This is a genomic window from Methylocella sp. (assembly GCA_037200525.1).
Taxonomy (GTDB): domain Bacteria; phylum Pseudomonadota; class Alphaproteobacteria; order Rhizobiales; family Beijerinckiaceae; genus Methylocapsa.
Genome location: JBBCGG010000001.1, coordinates 5025594 through 5051542, shown reverse-complemented (window position 1 = coordinate 5051542; position 25949 = coordinate 5025594). Strand labels below are relative to the sequence as shown.

26 protein-coding genes and 2 pseudogenes are annotated in these 25949 nt (G+C 58.5%); 11 read left to right on the top strand and 17 right to left on the bottom strand.

Features of this window, described 5'->3' with window-relative positions:
- The first annotated feature begins 217 nt into the window (after nucleotides 1-217).
- Complete coding sequence (locus WDN46_24965) at nucleotides 218-544, top strand: hypothetical protein (protein ID MEJ0096542.1); 327 nt, start codon at nucleotides 218-220, stop codon at nucleotides 542-544.
- Nucleotides 545-581: 37 nt separating this feature from the next.
- On the opposite strand, the gene WDN46_24960 is transcribed toward WDN46_24965, so the two are convergent.
- Genes WDN46_24960 through WDN46_24950 form a run of 3 tightly spaced genes read right to left on the bottom strand, consistent with a single transcriptional unit; the run spans nucleotide 582 to nucleotide 5118 of the window.
- The gene (locus tag WDN46_24960) at nucleotides 582-3668 is read right to left on the bottom strand and encodes a peptidoglycan-binding protein (protein ID MEJ0096541.1); all 3087 of its coding nucleotides are present in this window, start codon (nucleotides 3666-3668) and stop codon (nucleotides 582-584) included.
- Nucleotides 3665-4438, bottom strand: a complete 774-nt coding sequence (locus tag WDN46_24955) for a PP2C family serine/threonine-protein phosphatase (protein MEJ0096540.1) — start codon at nucleotides 4436-4438, stop codon at nucleotides 3665-3667. Before WDN46_24955 ends, WDN46_24960 begins: the two co-directional genes overlap by 4 nt.
- Entirely contained in the window at nucleotides 4435-5118 is a 684-nt protein-coding gene (locus WDN46_24950) for a VWA domain-containing protein (GenBank protein MEJ0096539.1), read from the bottom strand. The genes WDN46_24955 and WDN46_24950 overlap by 4 nt, the downstream gene beginning before the upstream one ends.
- A gap of 1221 nt (nucleotides 5119-6339) precedes the next feature.
- Between WDN46_24950 and WDN46_24945 the strand changes: the two genes are divergently transcribed.
- From WDN46_24945 to WDN46_24935, 3 genes are all read left to right on the top strand, one after another.
- Complete coding sequence (locus WDN46_24945; GenBank protein ID MEJ0096538.1) at nucleotides 6340-6630, top strand: type II toxin-antitoxin system RelB/DinJ family antitoxin; 291 nt, start codon at nucleotides 6340-6342, stop codon at nucleotides 6628-6630.
- Nucleotides 6631-6932: 302 nt separating this feature from the next.
- Nucleotides 6933-7901, top strand: a complete 969-nt coding sequence (locus WDN46_24940) for an ImmA/IrrE family metallo-endopeptidase (GenBank protein ID MEJ0096537.1) — start codon at nucleotides 6933-6935, stop codon at nucleotides 7899-7901.
- Entirely contained in the window at nucleotides 7901-8383 is a 483-nt protein-coding gene (locus WDN46_24935; GenBank protein ID MEJ0096536.1) for a DUF4411 family protein, read from the top strand. The genes WDN46_24940 and WDN46_24935 overlap by 1 nt, the downstream gene beginning before the upstream one ends.
- Nucleotides 8384-8478: 95 nt before the next feature.
- Here the strand turns inward: WDN46_24935 and WDN46_24930 are convergent, their stop codons facing one another.
- From WDN46_24930 to WDN46_24920, 3 genes are all read right to left on the bottom strand, one after another.
- Nucleotides 8479-8889 (bottom strand): hypothetical protein, encoded by a 411-nt coding sequence (locus WDN46_24930; protein ID MEJ0096535.1) that lies wholly within the window; start codon nucleotides 8887-8889, stop codon nucleotides 8479-8481.
- 13 nt (nucleotides 8890-8902) lie between these two features.
- On the bottom strand, nucleotides 8903-9973 hold the full coding sequence (locus WDN46_24925) for a site-specific integrase (protein ID MEJ0096534.1): 1071 nt from the start codon (nucleotides 9971-9973) through the stop codon (nucleotides 8903-8905).
- A 485-nt stretch (nucleotides 9974-10458) separates the two neighbouring features.
- A complete protein-coding gene (locus tag WDN46_24920; protein MEJ0096533.1) occupies nucleotides 10459-10584 on the bottom strand; it encodes a hypothetical protein in 126 nt (41 codons plus the stop codon).
- Between the two features lie 146 nt (nucleotides 10585-10730).
- Here WDN46_24920 and WDN46_24915 point away from each other — a divergent pair, with 146 nt between their 5' ends.
- The gene (locus WDN46_24915; GenBank protein ID MEJ0096532.1) at nucleotides 10731-11036 is read left to right on the top strand and encodes a hypothetical protein; all 306 of its coding nucleotides are present in this window, start codon (nucleotides 10731-10733) and stop codon (nucleotides 11034-11036) included.
- Between the two features lie 466 nt (nucleotides 11037-11502).
- On the opposite strand, the gene WDN46_24910 is transcribed toward WDN46_24915, so the two are convergent.
- Nucleotides 11503-11667 (bottom strand): hypothetical protein, encoded by a 165-nt coding sequence (locus WDN46_24910; GenBank protein ID MEJ0096531.1) that lies wholly within the window; start codon nucleotides 11665-11667, stop codon nucleotides 11503-11505.
- Between the two features lie 30 nt (nucleotides 11668-11697).
- Nucleotides 11698-11872 (bottom strand): annotated as a pseudogene (locus WDN46_24905) (IS3 family transposase).
- A 310-nt stretch (nucleotides 11873-12182) separates the two neighbouring features.
- Between WDN46_24905 and WDN46_24900 the strand changes: the two are divergent.
- From WDN46_24900 to WDN46_24880, 5 genes are all read left to right on the top strand, one after another.
- On the top strand, nucleotides 12183-12875 hold the full coding sequence (locus WDN46_24900) for a hypothetical protein (GenBank protein MEJ0096530.1): 693 nt from the start codon (nucleotides 12183-12185) through the stop codon (nucleotides 12873-12875).
- 3 nt (nucleotides 12876-12878) lie between these two features.
- A complete protein-coding gene (locus tag WDN46_24895) occupies nucleotides 12879-13190 on the top strand; it encodes a GcrA family cell cycle regulator (protein MEJ0096529.1) in 312 nt (103 codons plus the stop codon).
- Nucleotides 13191-13439: 249 nt separating this feature from the next.
- A complete protein-coding gene (locus WDN46_24890) occupies nucleotides 13440-14675 on the top strand; it encodes a multidrug effflux MFS transporter (protein MEJ0096528.1) in 1236 nt (411 codons plus the stop codon).
- Between the two features lie 213 nt (nucleotides 14676-14888).
- The gene (locus WDN46_24885; GenBank protein MEJ0096527.1) at nucleotides 14889-15743 is read left to right on the top strand and encodes an alpha/beta hydrolase; all 855 of its coding nucleotides are present in this window, start codon (nucleotides 14889-14891) and stop codon (nucleotides 15741-15743) included.
- Between the two features lie 493 nt (nucleotides 15744-16236).
- The gene (locus tag WDN46_24880; protein MEJ0096526.1) at nucleotides 16237-16467 is read left to right on the top strand and encodes an SDR family NAD(P)-dependent oxidoreductase; all 231 of its coding nucleotides are present in this window, start codon (nucleotides 16237-16239) and stop codon (nucleotides 16465-16467) included.
- Nucleotides 16468-16875: 408 nt separating this feature from the next.
- On the opposite strand, the gene WDN46_24875 is transcribed toward WDN46_24880, so the two are convergent.
- The 3 genes from WDN46_24875 to WDN46_24865 are packed head-to-tail and all read right to left on the bottom strand — an operon-like array spanning nucleotide 16876 to nucleotide 18819.
- A complete protein-coding gene (locus WDN46_24875; GenBank protein ID MEJ0096525.1) occupies nucleotides 16876-17586 on the bottom strand; it encodes a hypothetical protein in 711 nt (236 codons plus the stop codon).
- Nucleotides 17587-17626: 40 nt separating this feature from the next.
- Nucleotides 17627-18121 carry a hypothetical protein gene (locus WDN46_24870; GenBank protein ID MEJ0096524.1) on the bottom strand — a complete coding sequence of 165 codons (495 nt, stop codon included), beginning with the start codon at nucleotides 18119-18121 and terminating at the stop codon, nucleotides 17627-17629.
- A complete protein-coding gene (locus tag WDN46_24865) occupies nucleotides 18118-18819 on the bottom strand; it encodes a hypothetical protein (GenBank protein ID MEJ0096523.1) in 702 nt (233 codons plus the stop codon). Before WDN46_24865 ends, WDN46_24870 begins: the two co-directional genes overlap by 4 nt.
- Nucleotides 18820-19076: 257 nt before the next feature.
- Between WDN46_24865 and WDN46_24860 the strand changes: the two genes are divergently transcribed.
- Nucleotides 19077-19517, top strand: coding sequence for a VirK family protein (locus WDN46_24860; GenBank protein MEJ0096522.1), 441 nt, complete (start codon nucleotides 19077-19079; stop codon nucleotides 19515-19517).
- Nucleotides 19518-19662: 145 nt separating this feature from the next.
- Here WDN46_24860 and WDN46_24855 read toward each other — a convergent pair whose 3' ends face one another.
- The 6 genes and pseudogenes from WDN46_24855 to WDN46_24830 all read right to left on the bottom strand — a co-directional run bounded on the left by WDN46_24855 (nucleotide 19663) and on the right by WDN46_24830 (nucleotide 25866).
- Nucleotides 19663-20286 (bottom strand): IS5 family transposase, encoded by a 624-nt coding sequence (locus WDN46_24855; protein ID MEJ0096521.1) that lies wholly within the window; start codon nucleotides 20284-20286, stop codon nucleotides 19663-19665.
- A pseudogene (locus WDN46_24850) lies at nucleotides 20253-20390 on the bottom strand (transposase). Before WDN46_24850 ends, WDN46_24855 begins: the two are co-directional and overlap by 34 nt.
- A 735-nt stretch (nucleotides 20391-21125) precedes the next feature.
- Nucleotides 21126-22298 (bottom strand): serine hydrolase domain-containing protein, encoded by a 1173-nt coding sequence (locus WDN46_24845; protein MEJ0096520.1) that lies wholly within the window; start codon nucleotides 22296-22298, stop codon nucleotides 21126-21128.
- A gap of 1008 nt (nucleotides 22299-23306) precedes the next feature.
- The gene (locus WDN46_24840; GenBank protein MEJ0096519.1) at nucleotides 23307-23834 is read right to left on the bottom strand and encodes a hypothetical protein; all 528 of its coding nucleotides are present in this window, start codon (nucleotides 23832-23834) and stop codon (nucleotides 23307-23309) included.
- Entirely contained in the window at nucleotides 23831-24997 is a 1167-nt protein-coding gene (locus WDN46_24835) for a ParB N-terminal domain-containing protein (protein MEJ0096518.1), read from the bottom strand. The genes WDN46_24840 and WDN46_24835 overlap by 4 nt, the downstream gene beginning before the upstream one ends.
- A 68-nt stretch (nucleotides 24998-25065) precedes the next feature.
- Entirely contained in the window at nucleotides 25066-25866 is an 801-nt protein-coding gene (locus tag WDN46_24830) for a hypothetical protein (protein ID MEJ0096517.1), read from the bottom strand.
- Nucleotides 25867-25949: the final 83 nt, after the last annotated feature.

Here is a 25949-nt window from a genome sequence, read left to right as displayed (position 1 = left end):
AATTTCCGACGCGGTTGCTCGTCTAAACGGCGATCTGCAGCGCGCTTGCCTGCCGTGTCGATTTTCTCGCGATCCAGAGAGGCCACCTTACCTGTTTCAAAAACGTTCGCTCGACGAACTGGGCGCCTTTTTAACCGCAGACCTGACCGAACGCACTTGATCGCTTGCAATCCAGGACTACCAATGAAATCTTGCCAACGGAGACGGGGGCCTGGGCGTGGAAATCGTAGGGGCAATCATCGCAGTTGTCGTCGGTATAGTAGTTTGGAATAAATATCGCACCAGCAAACGCCGTCGATATCTCTTCGACAAATATCAAGATGAGTCGATCGTCGATAAAATAATGGGTAAAATGATCTGGCAAGGAATGTCCGAGGACCAGCTGATCGATTCGTGGGGAATTCCTGTTGCGAAAGACAACAGAGTTTACAAGACAAAGACTGCGGAAACATTCAAGTATGATCAGATAGGAAAGAACCGCTTTGGAAGCCGCGTTCGGGTAGAAAATGGCATCGTGGTTGGGTGGGACAAAAACAACAATTAGTTCCCGTCACCAGCCGACGAGAAGTCCGAAGGAACTCTCAGCGACAACGAAAATACTTAGCTACGCCCCGTTCGCTCGACCAAGTGAGCGTCGGGCCGTTCAGGGCGAGCTGGATGTTGGCCTGCCAACTCTTGCCCTGGGCGCTGCAACGGCCGCGTGCTCGCCAGCCGGCGCCGTCTCGTCGCACCTCGTCGAACTCACAGACGCCGCCGAATGCCTCTGCTCGGCGAGATGAGATCCTCACTGGCGCCGCGCTCCCGTCGCTCCCACAATCTCCAAGGTTGGAGGCCCATCCGCCGAGGAATGTTTGGTCGGCCCGTATCTGCTCAGAATCGGAAAGAATCTGCTCCGTCGGCGCGTCCCACGTGTCGTCAGCATTCAGACCGTTCACCGCCTTAAAATCTCTTAGTGCGTCGCGGGATGTGACCCCCCAGACGCCGTCGCCGTCGGCAGAGTAGAAGCCGAGCTCGCGAAGGCGGCTCTGCGCCCAAAGGGCATCGGGCCGGTTCAGAGGGTTGCGCGTCGCCCCTGATGGTGGAGGGAGGGAGGCTGCGGTTACACCCGAGCCTAGTGGGGCGCTTCCGGCCCGGACGGCTCGATCTGATATCAAGGCGGCTTGGGTCTCTAGGTCCCACAGATCGTCGTTGCCCAAGCCTTGCGTCCGCCGGAACTCGCCCAAAGCGGCGCGTGATCTGGGGCCCCACACGCCATCGGTGACGCCGTTAAAATAGCCAAGAGCCCTAAGCCGCTCCTGGACCCGCCCGGCATCACCTCGCGCGAGCAGGTTTAGCGAGGCCGCGGCTGGCGGCGATTCTATCGCTGGGACGCCCCCTGCGGGTATAACGCTGACCTCGACTGGAGCGGGCAGCGCTGGAGCAACGGACGGAGCCTCCACTGTGCGGGTGGATGGTTGGGGGACTGCCGTACTTGGGTTTATCGAAAGCGAGTTCAGAGGAACGGACGTGACCCGCGCCGCTTGACTAGGCGAGGCGGACTTCGCTTGCTCCGGCGTCATGTTGAGAGTCTGCACCTCGGGCACGGCGAGCGCAAACTTCCGCGCCGGTTGGCTAGGGACCGCGGCGGTTGGCACCGCCGCCGATTGCCCCGGCGTCCGGCCGACTTGTGACGCAACTGTCAGAAAGACCAAGCCTCCGATAGTGAACACCACCAGTGGCTTGATTTCCGCGGACGACGAGGAGAGCTCCTTTTCGTCAGTCTCCGCCTGCTTCCAGGCCGTCCAAGTTGTGATCGAGGCGTTGGGGGGATTGGCCCGCAGCGCGAACGCATCCGAGCTTGCTTTTTGAAGCGCGGCGGTCGTCTGACGCAAGCGCGCTTCCATGTCTGCGTGCCGCCGAGCGATGTCGGATTTCACAGCTGCTATATCAAGGGGGCTCACGCCTTGATTGGCGTCGAAGCGGAATGCGGTCTCGACCTGTCTGCGCCAGGCCAGAAGGGTGCAGGCGCTTGACGGTCCGAAGCCGCGAATGGCGACGATTCGGTGATAATCGACGTCTGCGGCCGTCTCGATTCCATATGATTTGAGTATCAGCTTTCGCGCGTTACCGACGCCCGTTATCTTTACGCGGTCGATGGGGTGCCGTTCGAGGTGGCGGCGCATCTGGGCGGTATGTCGCTTGGAGTCGAGCTCAGCGAGAAGGCGAGTTTCTTCGCCTGGAATCTTTTGAAGCTGTTGGATTAGGCTCTCGGCGTCTTGACGGACTTTGTGGAACAGCTCGTTGCCCGCGGTATGGTCAAACGAGCGCTCGGCGTCGCGCCAGCGAGCCCGAGCTTGCTCCGCGGATTTTCGAATCGGCGCTTGCGCTGCCGGCGCTTGGAAGCCGACCACGGCGCTCGCCACTAAGCCAAAAAGACCAATCACAGGCCCTACGCCTGGGGACGCGAGCAAGGCGAGCGCGATGGACGCTCCGATGATCGCGCCCGCCCGGCGCATCAACCGAGCCTTGCGCAAGTCGATTATAGATTGGCTCGGTCGTAAGCCCACCACCGGGGGCATCAGCAACATAAGATCGGGTGCGGGACCCGGGTCTACCACCCCTCGCACGGCCGCTATAAGTTGCCCAAGATTAAGCGGAATTCCGTCCGGTCGCACCGGTAAGGTCGGCGCGAACGCCTGGAAACCAGGATATGCACCCTCCATCCGGCACCAAGGGCACGCGGGACCAGCACGGAAATAGTGGTGTGCCTGGCTATGGGAACACTGAACGATCTCCGCTTCGGCCTTGTCGAGCAGTGCGATCCACTCCGCGGCAGACGGTCTAGCGCTGCTCAACCCGGCCGGTCCGAACGCCAGCTCGAAAGCGTCGCCGATAGCCTGCGGCAGGTCGGCAAGTGTCGGTACGTTTGGCGGAGGCTCCATTTTGGTCGTTGCCCGCCGCGTAGAGTACGCGAAGCGAAACTCCGCAATCGCTCGGTCCATGGGCATAACTTCGGGTCCGCGATCAAGCCCCGCGAACGGATGTCGGCCCATGATCAGCGCGTAGAAAATGAGGACAGCAAGTCCGAACGCATCGTGGTTAGTCGTTCGGATGATCTTGCCAAGAGATTTTCCCTGTAGCTCTGGCGGAGTGAATTCTGGAACCCCGACCGCGCAAGGATAGAGGCGACCGGCGCGGGAGAACTGGAATGAATCACTATCTATGAGGACCGCGGTCGCATCATCAGAGATGAGGACGCCGGAGTGGTTGATATCGCCAACTACGCAGCCCGCCGCGTGCACGCTTGCCATGGCCCGCGCGACGTTCGAAGCGGCGCGGATCAGCAGGGGATAAGTTGCGCTCGGAAAGGCAGTCTTACGACTGGTCGGGGAGTAGAGCTCATGAACCGGTTTGCGGCCGCCGACCTTTCGCATGGCGAAACCCGCGAACGACCCCGACCTGTCGAACAAGGTGTCGACAGGAAAGGCCACAAAGTCGGTGGACGCGTGCAGCTTGGCGTCAACCATCGCGACAACCTTGCCATGGCGCTCTGGGGCGAAGCCCTGCAAATAGATTTTGGCTGCACGCTTTGGATCGCCTTCGACAGCGTAAACGGTTCCCTCGCCGCCTTTGCCGAGAGTTGCGCCGAGCCGGATCGTGCCGCCGATGCCGGTAGTGTAGACGCTCACGTGCGCCGCGCCATAACTAGAGTCTTGTCGTCGTCGGTTCGCGCGATAACCGTCGGCCCATCAAGGAAGGCCCGTAAGTCAGCCGACAGCAGTCGATTCCGCCCGGGCGGAGCCTTGCGCAAGGCAGGGAACATAGATTCAAAGAAAGGCGCGAACGCAGTCACTGTGGCGAAATCGAGGGCAAGACGCTCGAGGCCATCAGAAAATAAAGCGATTTCTGCAACTTTTCCCGCGACATGGGCAATCGTCGTCCGCGGCTGGGGGTCATCTGTCACGAAGTACGTGGTGGAAGCGTACTCACCTTGCGCTGGCCAGCTCGGGACGCGCCATTCGCGTTCTCCGGTCAAACGGAGAGCGCAAGCCCCATCCCCAATGTGGACGATGGCGGCGCGGTCCTCGTGAACTAGGCACCCAATCAGGGTTGCCGCAAAGGACCGAGGATGCTCCGCTCGTCGCCGAGCGGCTTGGTCGACCCTGTCGCGCAGGTCGTCAAGCCATTCCGCCACGACCTCGGCGCCGACTTCGTGCGGCCGTCCTCCTCGACCGACGAACGCGAGGGCCGATCGGCAGAAACTGCGCGAGACGATGCGGGCTCCGAAGCTAGATAGGTGTGCGCTGCCGGCACCATCGGACACCACCGCAACCAAGATCGGGCCGTTCGGAGTAACGACTTCAAGGCACGCCCCTGCATCGTCGCAACCAGTTCCGGCTTTCAGGTGCGACGTGCCGGTCGAGCAGGCTCCAACCCAGCTCCACCGGCGCGACGTCATTCCACGGTCGCCCAGCCGTTCGGTGCGGTGGGGTTCGCAAGAGGCACGGCATCGCCTGGATTTGAGCGGGAGACGGAAGACAACGATGCCGACAACCATTGGAAAAGGTCACGGAACCGAAGGCCCTGGAGCTTGAGAGGCTCACGAACGCTGATCTGTTTCAAGATTTCGAAGTTTGCGCCCTCGACGCCGACGGTATAAAAAACGAACGATTTCTCGTTTTCGCCCTGGCGAACAAGCTGCGACGCACGGGAAACGGAGTCTGTCGGCCCTCCGTCGGTTATTAAGAACACCCAAGGACGGTAGTAGGAAATGCCGTTCGCTTTGTAGGCATCCTTGCGTCCATGTAACAGTGCCAGACCTTGCTCGATCGCAGCGCCCATAGGTGTGTCCCCGGCGACTGCGAGCGTTGGGGCATAGAAATGTTGGATGCCGGTGAAGTCGGTTTCGACCTTGACAGGCCCGAATGTCACGATTGCAACCTCGACGCGCTTGGCGGCAAGCGAGTCTGCAAACAATTCGTCGCGGAAGAGTTGAAGGCCGCCGTTCAACTCGCTGATTGGCTGGCCCCGCATGGACATCGAGTTGTCGAGCAGGAGAAGCACTGGACATCGGTTCTCCGGGTTTTCCGCGAAAACGGCGTCGCCGAATGGACGTTGGTCGAATGTGGTCTCGCTCATTCGTGACTTTCCCCCGCGCCAAGAACCTCCTCCAGAATACAATTATCCGCAATACAATTGCAAATTCTTGGCTGGGGGCGAACAATATTTGTTCTAGACTCCGAGCAGGGGGTTTGTGCGCGCGCGGCGTTCTCTTACCGCTGGCGATCTTTCACGTCGGGCGCTCCACGCGCGAGCGTCGATGCGTTTGTTGAGAGCGTTTCCAGCGCTGAGGTCCGCGTCTTTGTCTCCTGCAGGAGACAGTCGTTAACTGGCATAGCGGCGGACGACTGACACCGAACTTCTCTGGCAACAATCCAGCGGCGTTGCTCGTCACGCAGTCGTCGCCGCGCGTTTTTGTCAAGCTGAGCGTATACGCGATTCAAGGCCTCGCCCAAGCGCCAATCCCATCGAGCTAGCTCCGGATCGGCACAAATCGCCCTGTCGATGCGCTTCGAGGCTTTCTCACAATTGAAAGAAGGGCGCGATGTGGAGGGCATGATGCTGGTGGGAAGTGCCGCCAAAGCAGACGCGGGAGGTGAAATATCCCGATTAGGTGCTTCAGCGTTGGCGGCAGGTGTGTCCGGGATATCCGTTGATTTTTCAACGAATTGACTGTTAGGGGTTGCCTCGGTCGCTGAGGTCTGCTCACCGCTGCTGAATTTGGGCGCGACGGCGATGCCGACCGCGAAGGCCGCAATAATCGCCGGACCAAGCGCTCGACCAGCCTTGCGCTCTCGGCCCGATCTCGTCAGCGGAATGCCGATTTTTCGTGATAGGCGCCCCTTAGCGGCCGATATTCCCACCGCGCGCCTCCAGGAAAACGAGAACCCGTAAGTCCTTCTTCTTCCTGCCATAAACCCCTCCCGGCGCGCGTGTGATCGGTGCTTTTAACGCTTCGTCAGCTTCTCTTACGGCTAGGTTTCGTCAAGCGCGAAGTAGTTCGGCACCTTTGTCCCGTTGTCAATCCATTCGCAAAATGACGTCGCCGGCAAAAGTGCTCCTTGAGCCAACCATGCTGGGGGAGCAAGGGCATGTTCCGAACGTCGGTTACGGGGACTTGCCGTGACAGAGAGGCGCCGGGGCCTCAGTGCTTCAGCGAGAGCTCTCGCGCTTGCTGTCAGGTGCGACGCGGATCACGGGCACCATCGCGTCAGGAAGGATCACAGGCAAGTGTCGTGTGAGGCGTGGACTTCCTTGATCCTTTGTAGCTACAATGGAACTACGAGGAAGGAGCCGGCTTTGCCGACAGACAGCGTAGTGCGCGCTCGGATTGACGCGCAAGTCAAGGATGCAGCGGCGAGTGTGCTGGCCGACATGGGCCTGACGGTTTCGGACGCCATTCGAATTCTGTTAATACAAGTGGCGGCGGAGAAGGCGCTGCCGTTTCCTGTGAAAGTGCCGAAAGCTAAGGTCCGCGTCGCTAACCCTGCGGACGGGAAGGGCAGAACTATTAAGAGGGGCCTGGACGGGACGGCGGCTTCGCCCACAGTTGGGATGCTTAAATCCAAGTTTGGTAAGGTTATGCCTTGATGGCGAGAGCTGAAAACATCAATCCGGGCATTCTCGCATGGGCGAGAAAATCCGCAGGCCTTTCTCTCGATGATGCGGCCGTTCGGCTTGGTATAGCATCGAGCGAGACGGTTTCCGCTGCCGAAAAGCTTGAAGAACTGGAATCCGGCGCGAAGTTTCCAACGCGGAACCAGCTTGCTAAGTTCGCGACTGTTTACCGGCGACCTCTCATCACCTTCTACATGAAGCAGCCGCCTCAGAAGGGAGCCAGAGGCGAGGATTTCCGCACACTGACTGACACCGTCTCGGACCGCGAAAATGCGATGCTCGACGCCTTGTTGCGCGATATCCGTGCCCGGCAAGAGATGGTCAAAAGCCTTCTGCAGGACGAAGAGGAAGCCGAGCCCCTGTCTTTCGTCGCCTCTATGACTATCAGGGACGGCGTCGGGGCCGTCGTCAGCAGTATTGCGGAGGTCCTCGGCGTCGAGGAAGAACGCCGGCGGCGAGGAAGAAATAGCTCGCCAGACGATCTTTTCCGCGAGCTGCGCAACCGGACCGAGCAAATCGGTGTGTTTGTTCTGCTGGTCGGCGATCTTGGATCGCATCACTCAGCTATTAGCGAGACCGTATTCAGGGGCTTCGCGATAGCGGACAAGATTGCCCCCTTTGTCGTTATCAACGACCAGGACGCCAAATCGGCACGCGCCTTTACGCTACTCCACGAATTGACCCATATCTGGCTTGGCGAGACTGGCGTGAGTGGCAACCCGGATGCGGTTGAACCGCGAACTCCGGTCGGGCAAGTTGAGCAATTCTGTAACGACGTGGCCGGCGCCTTCTTGCTACCGGACAGCGCCGTTCCACTGGCCAAGCCGGACGATTTCGATAGTGCTGACAAAGACGCTGCTATGCGTACGATCGCCAGGATTGCCGCGACGTGGAGCGTCAGCGAACCGATGGTGGCGCACCGGCTCAACCGGCGTGGGTGGATCACGCCGGCAGTCTACCGCGAGCTGCAGGCGACCTATGCCGCGCGCTGGCGCTCTCTAAAGCTGCGAGATAAGGACAGTGCCAGAGAGACAGAAGGGGGGCCGTCCTATTACGTCGTCAAACAATTTAAGCTCGGCAACGCGCTGATCGATTTTGTACGCCGGACCGTGAGGAACAATGAACTGAGCCACACTAAGGCCGCGAAGGTCCTCGGCGTTAACCCCGGTTCAGTGGAGCCTCTTCTCCGACGGTTCGAAAGCAGCCGCGGGGCCGTCGTACCCGGCTTCAGGAGAAAATATTAGTGCATCTCCTTGACGCAAACGTGCTGATCCGTGCCCAGGAAGACTATTACGGCATCGACCAGGTTCCGCAATTCTGGGACTGGTTGCTGGTACAGGCGACTGCCGATCTGGTAAAGCTGCCATTCGAAATTCATCAGGAAATCGCGGTCTCGAAAGGGCCGTTGCGTGACTGGATTTGCAGTGCTGCCGTGAAACAGTACTTCGTACTTGATGAGGAGGTAGATCAGGATTTGGTCGAGCACATCCTCACGACAGGCTACGGCCCGAACCTTACAGATAGTGAGTTGGAGAAGGTTGGGCAGGACCCGTTTCTGGTTGCATACGGCTTGGCCCGGCAAGGCCGTATTGTAGTCACCAAGGAGGTTTCCGCGCCGAGCAAGCAGCGCGCCAATCGAAAAGTTCCCGATGTTTGCAACAGTGTCAGCGTCTCCTGGATGAAAGATTTTGATTTATATAAATTGCTCGGCTTCAACACGAAATAGAGCTGCCTCATCCGATTTTTCCGAATGAGTAAACAATAATTCTAAAGGGTTAGACACCCAATGAATTTGAAAGGCGGCACTCTTCAGAATATTGCTCACTTGAGCTCCGCTTGAGGCTTTGGCAGGCTATATATTTCAGCATGCCCTTCCAGCACGTACCAGCAGTCGGCCAGCAGTCCCGTTTTCTTTTCGACGCCGAGGAGGCGGATGACGTCTGCGCCTTGCCCATAGGCGGCGATCTGCAAATCCGGTATCAGGCTCGAGGCGGAGGGCTCCGCCTCTGTGAAATATCGATGGCAACGCCGGGCGGACACGCCGCCGAGGTCGCGCGCTCCTGCAGGCGCGCTATCGACAACATCTACAGCCTTCAGAGCCGCGCGACGCTCCGAGAGCGAACCAGTGGAAGGATCAATGAAGTTCGCTTCAGTTCCGCCGCCGCCTGGCGAAACGCAGGCGGCCGTCGCGAGCATGGCGGCGAGGAGCGCGGGGTATTTGATCCACTTCAATTCACGCGTCCCGTTAATCAGCGCTGCGCTCGCCGCGTTGGATTTCGTTACCCTGTTTGGATTTTTCATTGGCGTTCTCTGTCAGGTCTGGAGCGGTACGCCGGATCGTATCGGCGACATAGGACGGCGCGAGGTGCGCGTAGTGCATCTCAACCATCCGGGTGCCGGAATGGCCGAGTGCCTCCGCCACGACAATCAGCGGCGCGCCGGCCCTGACCATTGTGCTGGCGTATGAGTGGCGCAGTTCGTGAAGCGTTATGTCATTGAGTTCGGCTCGCGCGACGGCCGCCTTAAACTCTCGATGGTAGGCTGCGGGCTTCCATCTGCCGTCAACGTGACGAAGCAAAGGGTCTGTCCTGTCTCTGTCGGCCGAAAGCCGAGTGAAAAGCGCGACGCACCCGGCCGTCAGCGGGATATGACGCGCCTTGCCGCTCTTGCTCTCGGCGATAAAGACCGATGCGTTGACGGGGTCGAAGTCGCGGACAGATAGCCGCGCAAGCTCCCCAAAACGCGCTCCAGTCATGAGGGCCGCGGCGATCAGATCGCGCAATTCGCCCTCCGCGTTGTCGACAAGGACTTGCTGTTCAGCCGAGGTCAGAAACCGAATACGGGACGAGGTCGTGCTTCGGTATGGTTTGACGAGGCGCCACGCGCTGTCGTCATCGACTAGCCTGTGATCGAACGCCCAATTGAGAGCTGCCTTCAGAGTTGTAAGCGTCCGGTTCGCAGTGTCGCGCCGTCGGCGTGCGGTCTCAGGGTCCGAAAGATCAACCGTGCGAGTGTTGGTTTTCGTCGCGAATTTGCCGGTACGAAGCGTCTTTGGCGCCGCAACCATGCTGTCGCGCCACTTTCGCACCTGATCGACGGTAAGCTCGGCGACAAGCGACTTCCCAAGCTTTGGCAGGATGTGCACGCCGGCGCGCGACTTGGCGTCATAGATCGACTTCATGCCGGAGGCGGCTCGAGCGTCGAAATATTGATCGAGGACGCCGGCGACGGTCAGTCCGGCGGCAGTCGGACCGCCAGCGCGCAATTTCTTAAGCCAGAGGCGCGCCGCGTCTTTTGCCTGTTCGCAGGAAAGCACGCGCTTTCCATCTGCTGGCAGAAGGTCATCCGCTCGCCCAAGCTTAACTTGCTTTCTATCGCCGTCAGCGCCGCGGCCGGCGGCAAGCCATGTTCCGCCGCGCCCTTGCGTCCCGCGCCCGCGACGATACCCAAGGCGAAGACCTGGGCTGATCACCTCCCATTGTGGGGCGTCGGAAGCAGGCAGGGCGCACCGGCTGGCACGACTGCTGAAAGAGCTCTGGCGAGCCAACAGGACTACCTCTCAAAAATCGTTGACGAGTTCGTTGCTATGTTTTGCACGACAGCCGCCGATACCGATCTAGACAGAGTAACACAAGTACGTTATTTTGCAATATGTTAATACGGATAAGGACGGTATCAGGCAGGAGCAGCCAATGGCAGTAATCGCCCTTTCACGGCGAAAACAGGGGTTCGATTCCCCTTGGGCGCGCCAATGAAATCAATAAGCTAGCCTGATTTTTGGTTTCGTCTCACATAGTCGTCTCACACAAGCGTCGGCATCTTTAATGTGAGGCTCCATGATTTGCCGTCGGCGCCGAGCATCGATGCCTCGTTCAGATTGATCATCCATTGTATGTCGCGCTTCGTGAAGCGCTCCGTTCCCAGCATATTTTTCACCCGGGGTGCGCAAGGCTATAGTTGCCCACCCGGTTGCGTTCACGGCAAACGGGAATATGGCGTCTTTTTGGGCGCCCTCGTTTTGGAACTATGCGCATTCGCCCTCATTCGCCCATCAGTCAGAGATCGGAGGGCGCATGGAATTTACTGTGAAACTCTTCGAAAACGAGCAGACCGCTGTAGTCGAGGTGAAATGGTTTGAGCAGTCGACGAGGGGGTGGATAGTCGCATTTGCGACTGTCAGCGCCTCCTCTGATGAGATAGCCGCGGGGCTAGACAACAAGTACAATCCCATCCGCTTGCGCGTGATTGAAAAGGCCCAAGACTTCTTTTGTAGATTTCCCGAGACACTATCGACGGTGGATCGAAGCACGAAAATCAGCGGATCAGATTATCGCCGGCGCTCTCATTTCGAGCTCGCGTCGGCCGAGACTGATTTTTGACGCGCAGCAAAAAGCGCGCGTTTTGTCGGGTGCCTGCCGCTTGCACCAGCGATCTCCCCTGACACGATGACACCGTGATGCGCGTCGCGCCGGTTAGGATTTGAGAGCTTTCGCTGACGCACGGGGTTTCCCTCCGCCGCTTATGGCCAAGGCGCAGATGTCATTCGCGTCTTCCACGTCGAGAAGACGAAGACCGGGCTGTTGGCCGACTGCTGGTATGTCCTGGAAGGACACGCGGAGACGTATTCCGTTCAGAAGCCCTGACGCGCCATTAGTAATGGTGAGGTCTGCAGTTCGGTTCTTTCTAGCAAACACAGTAATTTGGCGCTTTGGCATCAGCTATTGGGGCGGACAGCGAGGGCTCTGCCGCAAAATGTCGTCACCTTGGCCGCTGTGGCCGGGAAGGCCGGTACTCACTCCAGCCTCCCCTAACCGGTCACCCTCTGATTGGCGTTGCCCCGCGCGATTAATTTTCGGTTTGCGAAAATCCCAGGGAAAGCATCGCCCTGAGCGGGCCGCGCTCGGCGGCCATGGCCTTCGTTCGCTCGCGCAGTCTGGCGTCATCCATGCGGGTCATCGAGTAGCGAACCACCATCCGGCAGCAGTCGATCGGCTCGAGCCTTCGTTCCATCGCGTCGCGCGCGGAACATTTGACTGCCACTCGCCCTTCGCTCATTTCTAAGACTGATCGAAGCTGCCAACTGCTTCTCGCTCAGCCGCAGGCATCACCATTTTTTAAGCAATCTTTCAGCGCAGCATTGTCAACGCATGGCGTCCACCAGAAGCCTCTTTAGCCGCGCGTTCTCGTTCTCAAGGGTTTTCAGTCGCATAGCTTTTCAATACATCCATGCTGCTGTGCTTCCGTTATAAATGCTGCATCGCTCAGAAACCAAAGAGCACTCCCGGCCTGAGAGGGTCTACTCCCACGGATCTTCTGATTTTTGTTGTTGTATTACGCATGTAACGAGTATTTTTGTAATTGACATTTATTCGTAACTTGTTTGCTTTAACCAGCCCCCCCCCGCTCGCTAGACTGTTTTTCAACAATGAAACGCGATTCGTGAAAACTGTAATTCAGTGATTTCCACTCACCGAGTGAACAGATCGACTCTTATACGGAGAAATTATGACGACACATGAGGAATTATGACGACACATAAAGTAATGGTCCGTCAGATGACGCGATGTTTGGTCGTATCGGGCGTCGCCGCGGCGTTTTCTTTCCCGGTGTTCATTGCGCGGGCGCAGGAAAGCCATGTGGATCAAAGTCAGACCATTGCGACTCATAGTCTGATTATTAGGAAAGCCGATGCTACCGAGCAGGGCGATGGCGCCGTGAGCTCGCCGGACTATACGAATTTGCCGCAAGTGCTACCCGACGCCAGCCGCGGCGCGGGCATGGGCGAGATTTTCGGCGGCGCGCAAGGCTACGTCTCGCCGACACAGATCAAGAGCGTCGTGGCGAAAGGCCACAGCCGGCTAGATTACGCTCAAGGCATCGGCGGTTTTGCTGATTTGGCGCGCTCGGGCGAAGCTGCGCTCAAGCCGCTGCCCGATTCGAGCACGGCTGGTCGCGCTTATGCAATGCATCTTCTTTCCGGCGGTTTGGGTGCCGGCGGGCTGGCGGTGGCCGGTCCCGTCAGCGTTGCGGCTGCCTTAGCCGCACCCGCGGCGATCGGACGACTTATCATGTCCCGTCCGATTCAGGCCTATCTCGGCAACCAATGGCTGCAGCACGGGTTCAACCCTCCGACGGTCGGGAGCGCCATTGCGGCGCTGCTCGGCACGAAGCGAGAGACGCCGGGCAGCTCGGTAGGGGCTTTATTGGCGGGGAGGTAACCGATGCTCGATGATCAACCGAACAGACAGCAATGGAGCCTGCCGTCAACGCGTCTTTTCAACCCGGACGCGGTCGGGCCGCTCAAGGTGCTGACGGCGCTCGGCGAGGGGCGATGCAAATGGCCAGTCGATGAAGGCGATCGGCGAAGGCATCTGTTTTGCGCGGAGCCCGCGACGCGGCAGAGCGCGAGGCATGGCTGCGCCGCAGAAAGCTATTGCGCATTCCACGCCGCTCTTTCCCGGCCGTCACAGACGCGGCCGCGCGCCTCCCCGCAAAAGGCCCAGCGCTCGGGGTCGCCAATCTTCGCGCCATAGCGCTTGAGCGGCTTCGCGAACTGGCGTTTTAGCGCGGAGCGCCGTCGCGCTTATTTGGACTTAACACTTTTTCGACGGCCTCGGCGAACTCCGCCGCTCAGCGTTCTGGATTTCAAATTTCTGAAATTACGACCGTAACCAATCATTCGCCTTGCGACATCAAGTCGTAACCTAAGACTCCGACCCTTCGTTGCTTTAAAAAAAGCGGGCGGTCTCGCCATCAGGCGATGCCAGGAGGGTCGCTTGTGATTGGACGTTGGATCCGTGCGTATTAATCCTAACTCCTTTGCGTTCACTTTGTTGCTGGGACTTCTCGCTACTCTTCCAACCTTTGGCATCGACATGATTTTGCCAACCCTGTCCGCCACTGGCGCCGCACTCGGCGCGTCCCCATCAGAGGTTGGTTTGACTATGAGTGTCTATCTGCTGAGCCTGGGCGCGGCCCTTTCCATCTACGGACCCGTCTCCGATCGATTTGGCCGCAAGCCCGTCGTGGTGTTCGGTTGCCTGCTTGTTATTACTGCCAGCATCGGCTGTGCGCTTGCCCAGTCGCTGCCGGCTCTCTTAGCTTGGCGCGTCGTCCAAGGCGCCGGTGCCGCGGGCATGATGCCCATGGCCATTGTTCGGGACCTGTTCGATGGAAAGGCCGCGCGTGCTAAGATGTCCTATGTCGTCATCGCCGTAAATGTTGTTCCAATGATCTCGCCAACGGTTGGCGCCGCGTTGCTTGCGCTTGGCGGTTGGCGCATCGTATATTTGGTCTTCCTTGGCGCGGCATGCGTTCTACTGTTGGCAATGTCGCTGGGATTCGCCGAGAGCGCCAAAATCGATCCAGCCAACCGCCTGATGCCCTCGGTGATCGCCCGCAACTATCTTCGCGTCCTGACGCATCGTGCCTGTCTCGGGTATATCCTCGTCAACGCCGCCGGCGCGGGGGCTGTCTTCGCCTACATTACCGGCTCCTCCCTGTTCTTCATGAACGTCATGGGGCTAAGGCCCGATCAGTATGGCCTGATCTTCGGAGCGAGCTCAATTGCGGTTATGGGTGGCGCGTTCCTAGATGGCCGATTCAGCGCTTGGGGAGCATCGCCTGGTCACGTGCTCACGATCGGATTGACGCTCTCATCCGTCGCTGCAACGCTTCTGCTGACCGTGTCGCTAGCGGGCTGGACGCCGATCCCTCTTGTCATGTCAGTTATGATTGTGGTCGCCCTCTCCTTTGGACTGATTTCGCCGAACGCGATGAACGGGGCTATGCAGCCATTGCCACAGATTGCAGGCTTTGTCAGCGCCGCGGCCATATGCCTCCAGATGACGGCGGCTGCGGGCTCTAGCGCACTTGTTACAGTTCTTTTTGATGGACATTCGGCGCTCTCAATGGCCGCGTTCATGATGCTCTTCTCGCTTCTTTCCGTGATTTCTTACCTTTTTGTTGCCCGCCCGAGCGAACCTTTCACCGTTTCAGCTCAAACAGACCGGCGCTGATATATTTCATGGCAAAAACCCAAGCTCATCGCACTGACAGATCTGTGCAGCCGCTCGCTAAGCCAAATTGTGATTTCCAGGCGGATCAATCACGAAAGAAAACTCGATGGGCAGTTGTAGGCAACGCGAAGTGCATCCCGCCTCTTATTGTCGCGGTTTTTCCTGATCAACCACGGACATTCGCATCTGAAGTTTAATTTGAGGAGTTTGCATATGGCTGCTGACTGCGAACTAAAGGCGGTTCTTTTGAATCGCGATGGTGTCCGTCTCGCACATTTCGAGGCCGGCCCGGAGACTCCAGAAAGCCCGCCGATTGTCCTGGTCAACGGTTGGACCGGCGATCACACAATCTTCACACCTCAGATCGCTCACTTTGCCAAATCCCGTCGCGTCGTCGCCATTAACTTGCGCGGGCATGGCGCCAGCGACGCTCCCAAGCAGGAATATACCATGGCTGGGTTCGCCGACGACATCGCCTGGCAATGCCGCCAGCTCAAGCTGGAAAAGCCCGTGGTGATCGGTCATAGCCTGGGTGGTGCGATCGCTCTCGAACTAACTGGGCGTCACCCCGCTCTCTTCTCGGGGATCGTGATGATAGACTCTATCGTCATGTCGCCGCCAGCGTTGAAGGAGGCCGACGGCATACGAAGTTTGTTGGAGGGAATCAAAGGACCCGACTACAAAGCGGTCGAGAGGGCGTCGGCTTGGGATCTATGCGGCGCCTTCGACGATCCGGCGCGGACGGAGGAAATGTTTACAAAAAACATTCTGCCTCCGATGGAGAAAACGCCGCAGCATGTGGCCTTCTCCGCCTTAGCCAATGCTGTGTTAAACTACGACCCGACCCCCGCAGCGGAGGCCTGCAAGATTCCGATGGCATATATATCTGCTGATGTTCCGATAATAGAAATGGCGCGGGATCTGAATCGCTTACGGGAGCTCTGTCCGCAAGTTGTCATTGCGAAGACTCTTGCCGCCGGACATTTCTCAACACTTGAGGTTCCCGATCAGATCAACGCTATGCTTGAACGCTTTTTGGCTGTCGGCCTCAAGCGAAAGCCATCTTAATCCGACTCGGGACTGGCGCAGAGAGTTTGGACTCGAAGGCGATTAAAAGATCGCACGCTCGCCTGCGCGACTGCGGACACAGCGCAAATATGCTGTTAGACCGCGGTTTGGCGTGCCCTAGCCGCCATGATCGCATCGCTTCGGGCCTTGGCCTCCTTGGACGCAAAATCCGCAGTGAGGTCTATGTTGGGGTCAGCGGCAATCGCTTGCAAACGAGGGACAGATTCGGCAGATGACGCCGCAATCACCTTAGGGATGTCGGCTTTAAGACTGGCGATAACTGGCTCTTCGTCTTCCGAGAGCCGCGCGTTTTCCTCTGCCGTAACCAGCCTGCGGCGCTTCCCATGATCATTTTGAAATTCATAGCCCGCGCCAGTCGTGCCGGTAATCCCAAAGCAGCCACAGGATCAAGAGCGGCACGCACACCAACAACGCGCAGGCCCATCGGTGCGCTGTTTTGGCGAACTTGACATCATCCGCTCGGCGCGCCGCCATGAGCCGATTAGAGGCCCGCTCCTTGACTATCGCGTCGGCCAGCCAATACGCGGGCGCCGTCCCTTTTCCCTTCCTCGGCGTCTACGGCGCGAGCAAACATGCGCTCGAGGCGATCTCCGAAGCGCTCGAATATGAACTGATCGGCACAGGAATCGCGGTGACGCTCATGGAGCCCGACGGAATGCGAACGGAGATCGGCTTTCAGCATCCGCAAAATGCTCCTCGGTGAGCTTGAGGCCGGTACCCGCGAGCATGGCAACGATCCGAGCACTTTGCACAGGGGGTGGCATTGGCGATCGAAAGTGACGCCCCGCCGCTTCGAATCGTCGTCGGGGATATGGCAAAGAAATTTACCGAGGCTCGAAAGACTATGCCAGCGGACTGCTTTCGCGAGATGGTCGCCAACCGCGTACAGCTAAATGCGACGACTGCGAGCTAACGGCCGGTTTCGGTCCCACGCGGGTTGATTCCAGCCGGGCGGATAGCGAAATGTCCGGAGCACTTACGCAACAATGCCGACCTCTGCGTCGATTTCAACCGGAATGCCGAACGGCGGGCTGGCCATTCCAATCGCGGAGCTGACATCCTGTCCGGTCAAACCGGTCGCCGGGCAGGGAGCGTCGGGAACGCGACCGTTTTAAACGATCGCGAATGGGTTAGATGACTGTGGCGGCGTTCCGCCCTGAAGCCCGAATAGACTAAAACCGGGGCTGCCGACGCCGCCCGGCGTGAACGGCATCGTCACGCCGGGGTTAGCGAGCTTCCAGGCCGCGGCGCCCTTTACGCCGAGACTGCCGAGGCCTTCCGCCAGCGAACCGGCCAGATCCCAACCGTCGCCGGCGTGGCTATCTTGATTGAGCTCGAGGCCCAAGACGCTCGTATCGCCTTGCTTGAAATTGTTGATTTGGCCGATCTTCGCGGCGTCCTGTTGCTGGGCCAACGTATCGTTCTGCAGCACATCGCCGAACGATCGCAGCTTAGCGCCGGAAAGAGCCTGCTGATTGGAGTAACCCTGCGTCACAGCGCGCGCCGCCGCCTCATTGGCTTGCGTATTGGCCGAGCCTCCCGGCGCTTCGTTCTCTGGATTGGCCTGCGTTGGCGCGACGTCCTGCACGAACATGTCGCCGAGCGACTTAGCTTTGGCGTCCTGTTGGCCCTGTAGATTGCTATAGAGGCCGAGCGAATGAGAGTTGACGCCCGCCGCCTCTTGATTAAGAGCATTTTGCGCGGCGAGGTTTTGGGAGAGCGAAGCTGCCGTGGCGTCGGCCACCTGTCCAGCGCCGATCGTTTTCGCTGCAGCGCCGGCGCCACTGAGGGCTATTCCTGCAATGGTGACTGGATCGCACATCTAAACCTCTCCCGTGTCGCGGACCGTTGGATTTGCCGAGTCAGTTAATCGTGTTCGGCGCGTCGGCATTCGAAACCCATGCGTATATGTCGAAATCCTGCCCGGCCTTGCCCCATTTTTTGACCGTTGCTTCGCGAGAGAGGCCAAGCGCTTCAATCCAACTATGGATGCCGTGATAGGACGTCATCGATCCGCATTCGATCCGATGCACGCCAGCGGCAACAGCCGGCGCGAAAACCTCGCGTTGGACGTATTCAGTCAGCGGCGCAACGATCGCGGGAAACTCTTCGGTCGCAAAGAAGAGCAGCGAAACGACGTTCGGCCGAAATCCGATGAGGCCACAGATGGCGATCGGCTTGCCGTCGAGCCCAACGGCGAACACGTCGGCGCGCGAGCCGTAGCGCTCTGACAGCAGACGCGCCAGGTCTTCTCGCGTGTTCATGTGCGATACGGCTTCGAGCTCTTCGAAGTCCCGCGCACGCATTTTTAGCGCGACGTCGTAGACGGCTTGAGGCAGATCAATTTCAAGTTTCATTTTATGGCCGCCTTACAATCGTTAAGGCCAAGCGCGTCCATGAGACTTTGCATGAACGGCGATAGCTTCGGAGGGGTTTGTCGCTGCGCCCAAAGGAGCTTCATATCCGGGTATCGGTCGTTCCACTGCCGGCGGTCGAGCTCAGCCTGCGCGGCAGCGAGTTTGAGTTTCGAATTTAGGCGGACCGCCAGCCGCGCATTAATGATGACTTCCAGTTGGGCGCGGAGCACTTTCACGAGCGCCAAACTATGCGGATACGTCGCCTCCGCCATCCGACAAATGCGCTCGTTGGCCGCCAGGTCGTACGCGCTATATTCGTGATAAGCGGGAGCGGCGGGACCTCCGATGAAGTGCGTCCAGCAAAGAACAAGCGCTTTGAGATTGGCGAAGCCGGACTCGAGCGCTGGCTCGTAGCTCTCGTCAAGTTCCGCCGCGACAACTGGCCGTATCCTGCCGAGCAGTTCGATGATTTCTTCGTAATCGGTGTGCTCGCCCACTTTTCGGTCGGAGGCGTCCTGAGGGATGCGCGGCCCCGCTGAATGCTCGATGATCGCGTCGACCGCTTCAGCGAATGCCTCAATCGGCGTCGCGCAGCCTTGGACTGCTTCGAGCTTCGCCTTCGTGAGCCGCTGCCCCTCGTTGAGATTAAGCGCCCGCGTCAGAGCGCGCATGAAGGGGGTGTGCATTGAACTGTCCATTTGCGCCTCTTTCCTGTGGTCGCTCGCGTACTGAGCGTACGTTTAGATAGGCGAAAAGTCAAGCGCTAAAGGCCCCTCCGCGGAGCCATGATCAATTTCAGCCGTAACCCTAAGTCTGTGGAAAGCGAGCTGCCAGCTTCGTGCAAACGTGGACAGTTCCCTACTGCTAATGCACAAGGCGACGACATAGACGCATCGGAGCCGATGGCGTCGCTCTGGGGTCCGCGTCGGCTATAAAATCGACGAGGTAATGATATATGCGGTCACGTGTTTTTCCCTTCGGGGTCTTCTTTCTGGCTGGGTTGGCTAGCTTCGGCGTTATCCGCGACGCAGCTGCGGATGACAGTCGAAATTATGCAGAATTAGAAAAGGCGGCGCTGGAGGGCAGAGACATCGGCGCGACGTTCGATCTTTCCAGATGCCTCGTTCATGGCGCCAACACTCCAGGTCCCTCGATTCGCGGAGGCCTGCACTTAGATGGTTTCATGATTCAAAGTGATCAAACCATCGCGTTCTCGGCGACGCGGTTAACTGTCAGGAGCGACAATACGCCGGTGAACGGGCTTCTTTCGTTTAAGGTTGCGCCGACGGGAAAAATCGATGTGCTTTCACTCTCACTCAACCCACTCACCTACGCCATTTTCCATGAGGCGGAATTTGATTGCAGCATGGGTGAGGGAGTGACTTTCCACTGGTAATTGATGCGCGCCCCAAGGGATTGCATGGCCGAGGCGTCGGGTTGCAAAGCCCGATTTCCAACTTGGCGAAATTTTCTGCGCGCGCTTCCGGCGGAATTCGCCGGCCTTGTCGGACCGTGGGCGGAGGGTGGCCTAGGCTCAGGACTCATTGATTGAGATAGAAGAGGACGGCGGCTGCGATGCAGATGGCGGAGAAGAAGGTGTGGGCGCATCGATCATAGCGGGTTGCGATGCGCCGCCAGTCCTTGAGCTTGGCGAACATGTTCTCGATTTTGTGACGCTGGCGGTAGAGCGTCTTGTCATAGGCAATGGGAAGCTTGCGGCTTCTGGTTGGCGGGATGCAGGGCTCGACGCCCCTGGCCTTCAGCGCGGCGCGGAACCAGTTGCTGTCGTAGCCCCTGTCGGCGATCAACATTGAAGCAGGCGGTAAAGCCTTGAGCATCAGCCGCGCGCCCTTGTGGTCGCTCATCTGGCCCTCCGAGAGCAACATGACGAGGGGCTTGCCGGCGCCGTCGCAAACGACGTGGAGCTTCGAGTTCAGTCCGCCTTTCGTGCGCCCGATACGGCGGGGAAGAGCCCCTTTTTGAGCAGGCTCACCGCTGTGCGATGCGCCTTCAGATGCGTGGCGTCGATCATGATGCGCTCGGGCTTTGGACCTTCGCCAGCGAGCGCGGCGAATATGCGGTCGAAGACGCCGAGCCGGCTCCAGCGGATGAAGCGATTGTAAAGCGTCTTGTGCGGCCCGTAATCCTTGGGCGCATCTTTCCATTGCAGGCCGTTGCGGATCACATAGACGATTCCGCTGACCACCCGACGGTCGTCAACCCGCGGAACGCCATGCGACAGAGGAAAATGCGGCGCAAGCCGCGCCATCTGCCGCTCGCCCAACAAAAACAAATCACTCATCCCAGCCTCCCCATGCGGAGACCAGGAATCACATCTCAGGCAAATTTAATAGGTCCTGAGCCTAGTCGTCGCCCCAAAGGCCTGGCGCTCATATTTCGCCCTCGCAGCCATGGCAGGCCTCATCGCTGCGTAGTCGGTTTCGCCGCCAATCTGGACAGATTTCTGAAGCTGTCCACTGCTCTCATCCTTGAAATCTTGGCCATCTTGGCCGTGTTTGAAGGGGTCCAACCTTTTGCCGTTTTGGCGACCTTCGAAGGCGTCCAAGATGGCCAAGGTTTTCAGGGTAGGATGGGCTTTGGCCACGTTGGCCATTGTCGCCGGAGGGCAAGCGAGACACCCCGTTTTCCACTGGGTCCGTTTTTCACCGAGCGTACCCTCAATGCATCCTTCGCCCGGTGCCAGGTTCGAACGGTGTGACCCGCGTCGCGGCCGCAGACTGCGCCTCCGTGAAGTATCGATGGCAACGCCGTGCGGATAGACCGTCGAGGCCGCGCTCCCACGGGTGCGCTATCGACGACCTCTTCCCTTGTCGTTAAGCACAAGCCTTGTAGTAGCCCTTTGGAAGGCCCCTTTCGACCTTGCGGCCACTGAATTGCTGACCCTTTGGAAGGATTGGCGAAGGTCTGGGCACTGAACTCGAATCAATACGCATTTAGAATGCTCGCAAATCAATACTCCACTTCCAGCCGTCGAGGGCCGGAATTAATCATCGATCGCTGCATAGATCATGTTGCGCATTAACGTGCGATAATGAAGCCGCTGCTCCGCCAACGAAGACTGAAGCATAAAGAGAGCAAAGAATTGGCGTGCTGGATCTACCCAGAAATAGGTGCCGCCGACACCGCTCCAGAAGTAGTCGCCACGCGACCCAGGAAACGGAGCCACCCCCGTTGAGAGACGGACCGCAACGCCCAATCCGAATCCGTAGCCAGGTCCAGGCGGATAGTAGTTTCCCCGTCGAACGTTACCAAGATGGTCGGCGGTCATATACGATACCGTAGCGGCGCTCAGAATTCTGTTGCGATTGTAGGTTCCGTTGCCCAGAAGCATGCGCAAGAAACGGGCATAATCATCGACGGTGGAGAGAAGACCTCCTCCGGCGCTCTGATGACGACGGCGTAAGCAAGGATCAAAAAAATGCGGTCTTGAGCATCCAGGCTGAGGTAAAGGCTCTGCGACACGCGCGTGTTTGTCCGGGGGCAACTCGAAGCACGTTTCCAGCATGCCAAGCGGTTGGAACAATGTCTGATGCAAGACGTCCCCGAGGCTGCGACCAGAAATTATCTCGAGAACCCGACCAAGGACATCCGTTGCGTGGCTGTAGTGCCAAGTGGCGCCAGGATGATGCTCAAGAGGAAGCGCTGCGAGTCGCTCCACGAACGCTTCGTTCGATAGATCTTCGTTAAGAAATCCATCGGCGACATACGCTCGCTGCGCTGTGCTGTCGCCAAGATATCCATAAGATAGACCAGCAGTGTGTCGCATCAGATCCTGAATCGTTGGCGGTTGGCTCGCAAGCACGTCTGGGCCACCGCTTTGTGCCACGTGGAGCTTCGCAAACGAGGGGATAAATTCGGCGACAGCCTGATCAAGGCGCAACAATCCGTTTTCGACGAAGACCATCGCAGCCGTGGTCACAATTGGCTTGGTCATCGAATAAATACGCCAGATCGCATCTGATCGTAGGGGATCAGACGTCATCAGCTCACGGAATCCAACATGTTGTTCGAATATGGTCCGCTCGCTGCTCCCGATCATGATCGCGGCGCCGGGGATAACGCCGGACGCCACATCTCGCTCAAGCCGAATACCGATCGATGCCAGACGTTGAGAGTCGAACTGGGCCTTCTTCGCGATCCTTGGGGAAGCGTCCATCTTAACCTCGCAGCGGCCGCCGACAAAACGTCCATGATAACATCAGCGGTGACCTTATCCTCACCGGGAACAGCGGTCGGAAGTGACTCCGATTGTCAAAGCAACTTTTCACTCGAACATCTCATCTCTTTTCTCGCTGATCGCTTCGGCCGCGCGCCGGATCTAAAACTCGTCTTGCATCTGAACTATGCGCTATGGTGCCACGTTGATGCGAGATTGTTCCGGGATGATGTCAGCAGAACTACTTCGCTTGTTACACTCACATCATCGAAGAGAATCGGCTGATTGGGGGTGAGGTCGCATATGATGATCCAGCAAGCCTTTCCCCAGCGCGCCGCGTAGCCCGGGCGAGCGCATTGGCGGAGATCACGATCGTCATCCGCACCACGCAGTGTTGTAAACAGGCTGAACCGAGCGTCCCCGATTAGCGTCGCCACACGACCGAACGGTTCGACATTCATCGAAGTGCTCGCCCCACAAATCCTCGACGATCCGCCGCGTGCGCGCGATGATCGGCGCGCCTGTTTTCGTTTTATTCTAAAAGTGTTTACTAACTCTCCAAAATTTGCGCGCGGATATGAGCAGCTCCTAGGCCTATCTTACTGATATCTTTATAAATTGGGTGCCGTTCCTATTCCGGCAAAAGGTGTTTGGAAACAGCCCGTATGGCGCTTCCCTTTGCGTCTGACATGGGGACATTTTTTCCCCTTCTGGGTTGCGTTCCGCTGCCTCAGATGAGCCAATCCGACCCGTTCTTACTCTCATGGGTTGTCGATGATGCGCAACGAACCAATATCACCCGCTTCCAGCCTTTTAAACATTCTCTAAGCGCAGAAATCACAGGCGGAACATGAAGTTAGAAATCATGCCAAGCGGTGAGGCAGCCAATGAGGATCTTGCCAAGACTGTCATGGCGTAAAGCAACACTGGGCGACATGACGCAGAGCCAGATCGTCCCTTTTCTCTGTTTTCCTGATGAACGATCAGCTCGTGAGTAAGCATTCTGCGTCACCGGTCTCCGCCCTCGGAACGTAAATAGACCCATTCGGCTCGCGTCGTCTTATCGAAGATTCGGCCTGAGATCGTCACGCCGTGCTCTGGTCCAAGCGCCCGCACATCCTCACCATTCAGGAACCAGATCAATCCGCAAGTTTTGTCTCCACGCGGCAGATCGAATAGATCATCCGGCGCCCATTGGAACCTCAAAGCGAGGCTTGTCCATTCCGCCAGGAACCTGCCGGCGGCGTCGAACGCCCGTCGCGATTCGGGGTCCGAAAAAGGTCCTGATCTTTGGCGCCGGAGTTGATTCCAGGCATCGCGATAGATAGCCGGAACAGTCGTCGCCGGGATGGCTCTGCCGAAATGTAGAGCCGGCTCGTGTTGAAGCAGCGCTATAATCTCGGGTTTGTGTTTCCTGAGCTTGGCAAGCAGGTCCCTCGACGGTTTGGCGGCTGCCTTGAGCGCTAGGTTGTCGCCGTTCAGGCGGACAAGTACCCCGCAATCGGCCGCGTCATTCAATGCCGCGCGGGCGCTCATATCTCGCACTCCCAAACGTCGGCAGCGGTTGGAGAGGCTAAGTTCGGTTCGGCATCGAAGCCATCGATCGCTCTGCGGACCTCTAAAAGTTGTTCAGGATCGCGAATAGGTGCGGAGTTGTCGTCGAAATCGAGCGGCGGTCCGTCAAATTCCATTGGGGCGGCAGACACAAATCTTTCGCCATCCTCGTATTCGTATCCTCGCGGAATATCTTCTAAATCGAGCGGCTTGAATGGAGCCGTGGGCGGCGCGCCCGGCTCGGGCCGTGACGGCAATGGCTGTGAGGGGACGACTCCAAAGCTGGAAGCTGGCATAATGGGTGATGGCACGGCGTGGCCGGAGGTTTGCACCGTCTTTTCGCTCGCGATGCAGCTGGATCTTCGCAGAGCGGCGGTGACGTCTTTTGGCTCCTCGGTTTCCAGCCATGATAGAATCGCTGGGATTTCGAAGGGGTGGGCCTTCGTCAGGATCCATACGGCTAGGTGCGATGTGCCGCCGGGGACGGCAACGCCGCGGGAGACGAGCTTGGCTTCGCGCCTGTCCGCAAACTCCCTCAACGAGGACTCCTGGCGCTCTCGCGGTTCTCGCGCGGCGACGAGAAGCATGCTCTGGTTGTTGGCGAGCCCGACTTCGCGGGCAGTCGCCTTTGCCTCTGGTGAAAGGCTGGCGATCCTTATGGAGCGCTGAGCCTCGGAGCGCTTGACGCCGAGTTCGCGGACGACGGCGTTGACGCCGCTTTTATGGCGGTGGCCTCGACCGTCTTCTCTTTTGCTTTTAATCGGCCCAAGTTGGGCCGATTGAACTTCACCCGTCAGCCTCATCCATTCGGCGATATGTTCGGAGCGTTCGATCACCGTGAGTTCGGCACGGTGCAAATTCTCCGCGATCTCCCACAGGCGTGCTTGCTCCTCCGGTTCGTCGCCGAGAACGAAGCACGGGATCCTTTCCAAGCCGAGCTGCTTTGCCGCCTCGAGCCGGTGGGCGCCAGAAATCAAGACGACGGTGTTCTCCAAAATATTTTGCCGCACCGTGATCGGTGTTCTCAAACCGAGCTTCGCTATGGACGCTGCAAGATGGACGACCGCTTCGGGTTGAACCGGGCGCCGGCCATCTTGAATTTCGATCTGATCAATTTCAATGAAATCAATGCAATTGAGATTCATGCTCTTTGGCGCTTCGGACCTGATGGCAGGTGGAAAGGTTTCTTTGGTGGGGTTGGATGCAAGCTGCGTCATATCTTGATCTCGCGCGGTATGGCGGTGCGGGTGCGGACAATTTTGGCGATCGATGAGGGAGGCCTGCGCAGGGTCCAAGGAGAACTTGGGAATGGAAGCACTTGGGCTCTGCAGGGTACAAAGTTCGCTTCAAAATCTTTTTCTTCTGCACCCCCCACGGAATGCAGTGACTGCACCCCCCCCCCCCGTCGAATGCTTGCGGGCATCTTTTTCTGCACCCCCCGTACCGCTTTTTCCTGCACCCCCCGTTGCACAGCACCTTCTATATCTTGCCTGGGGGCGCTGATTATGCTCGCTCTCTTTCGTTGATCCATGGTGCGGCCAGAGGCGATCTTAGCGACCCGCTTGGCCTCGGTGAGGGCTTCGCCAAAGCACTTCCATTCATTGGTCGCTGGCGTGACATTGTCAGGCTCGAAGACGGGAAGCCACGTCAGGCGGAATTGTGCCGGCGCGCCTCGATCTTCGCCGCACGCGCGGCGTCCGCGTTGAGTTCGTATCGCTAGTCCTAAAGCCTCGACTTCTGCGATCGCTCCCACTATGCGCCGAGGCTGGACGCCGGCCCTCTCAAAATCACGCCACGTCACTTTGAGCCTGCCGTTTTCCCTACCGCCTTGGGACCCGTGCTCTATGTAGATCCGATCGAGCACCGTCCGGGCGGGTTTGGAAAGCGCTCTGAAAGCGGCGCTGCCCATCAGGGTAAAAGTGAACCAGCCGAAGCTTTCGCCGGCAGGCGGTCCGTTAGCTTTCCTGTCGCGGCGAGAGTAATGTTGGGCGGTCTTCGAGGTGGATTTCTTCATCGGCCATCCTCCGGCCTTAGCGCGCATCGCTCATCGTGCAGGGCAAAACCTGGGGAATGGTATTTTTCAGTAATTCCATGACG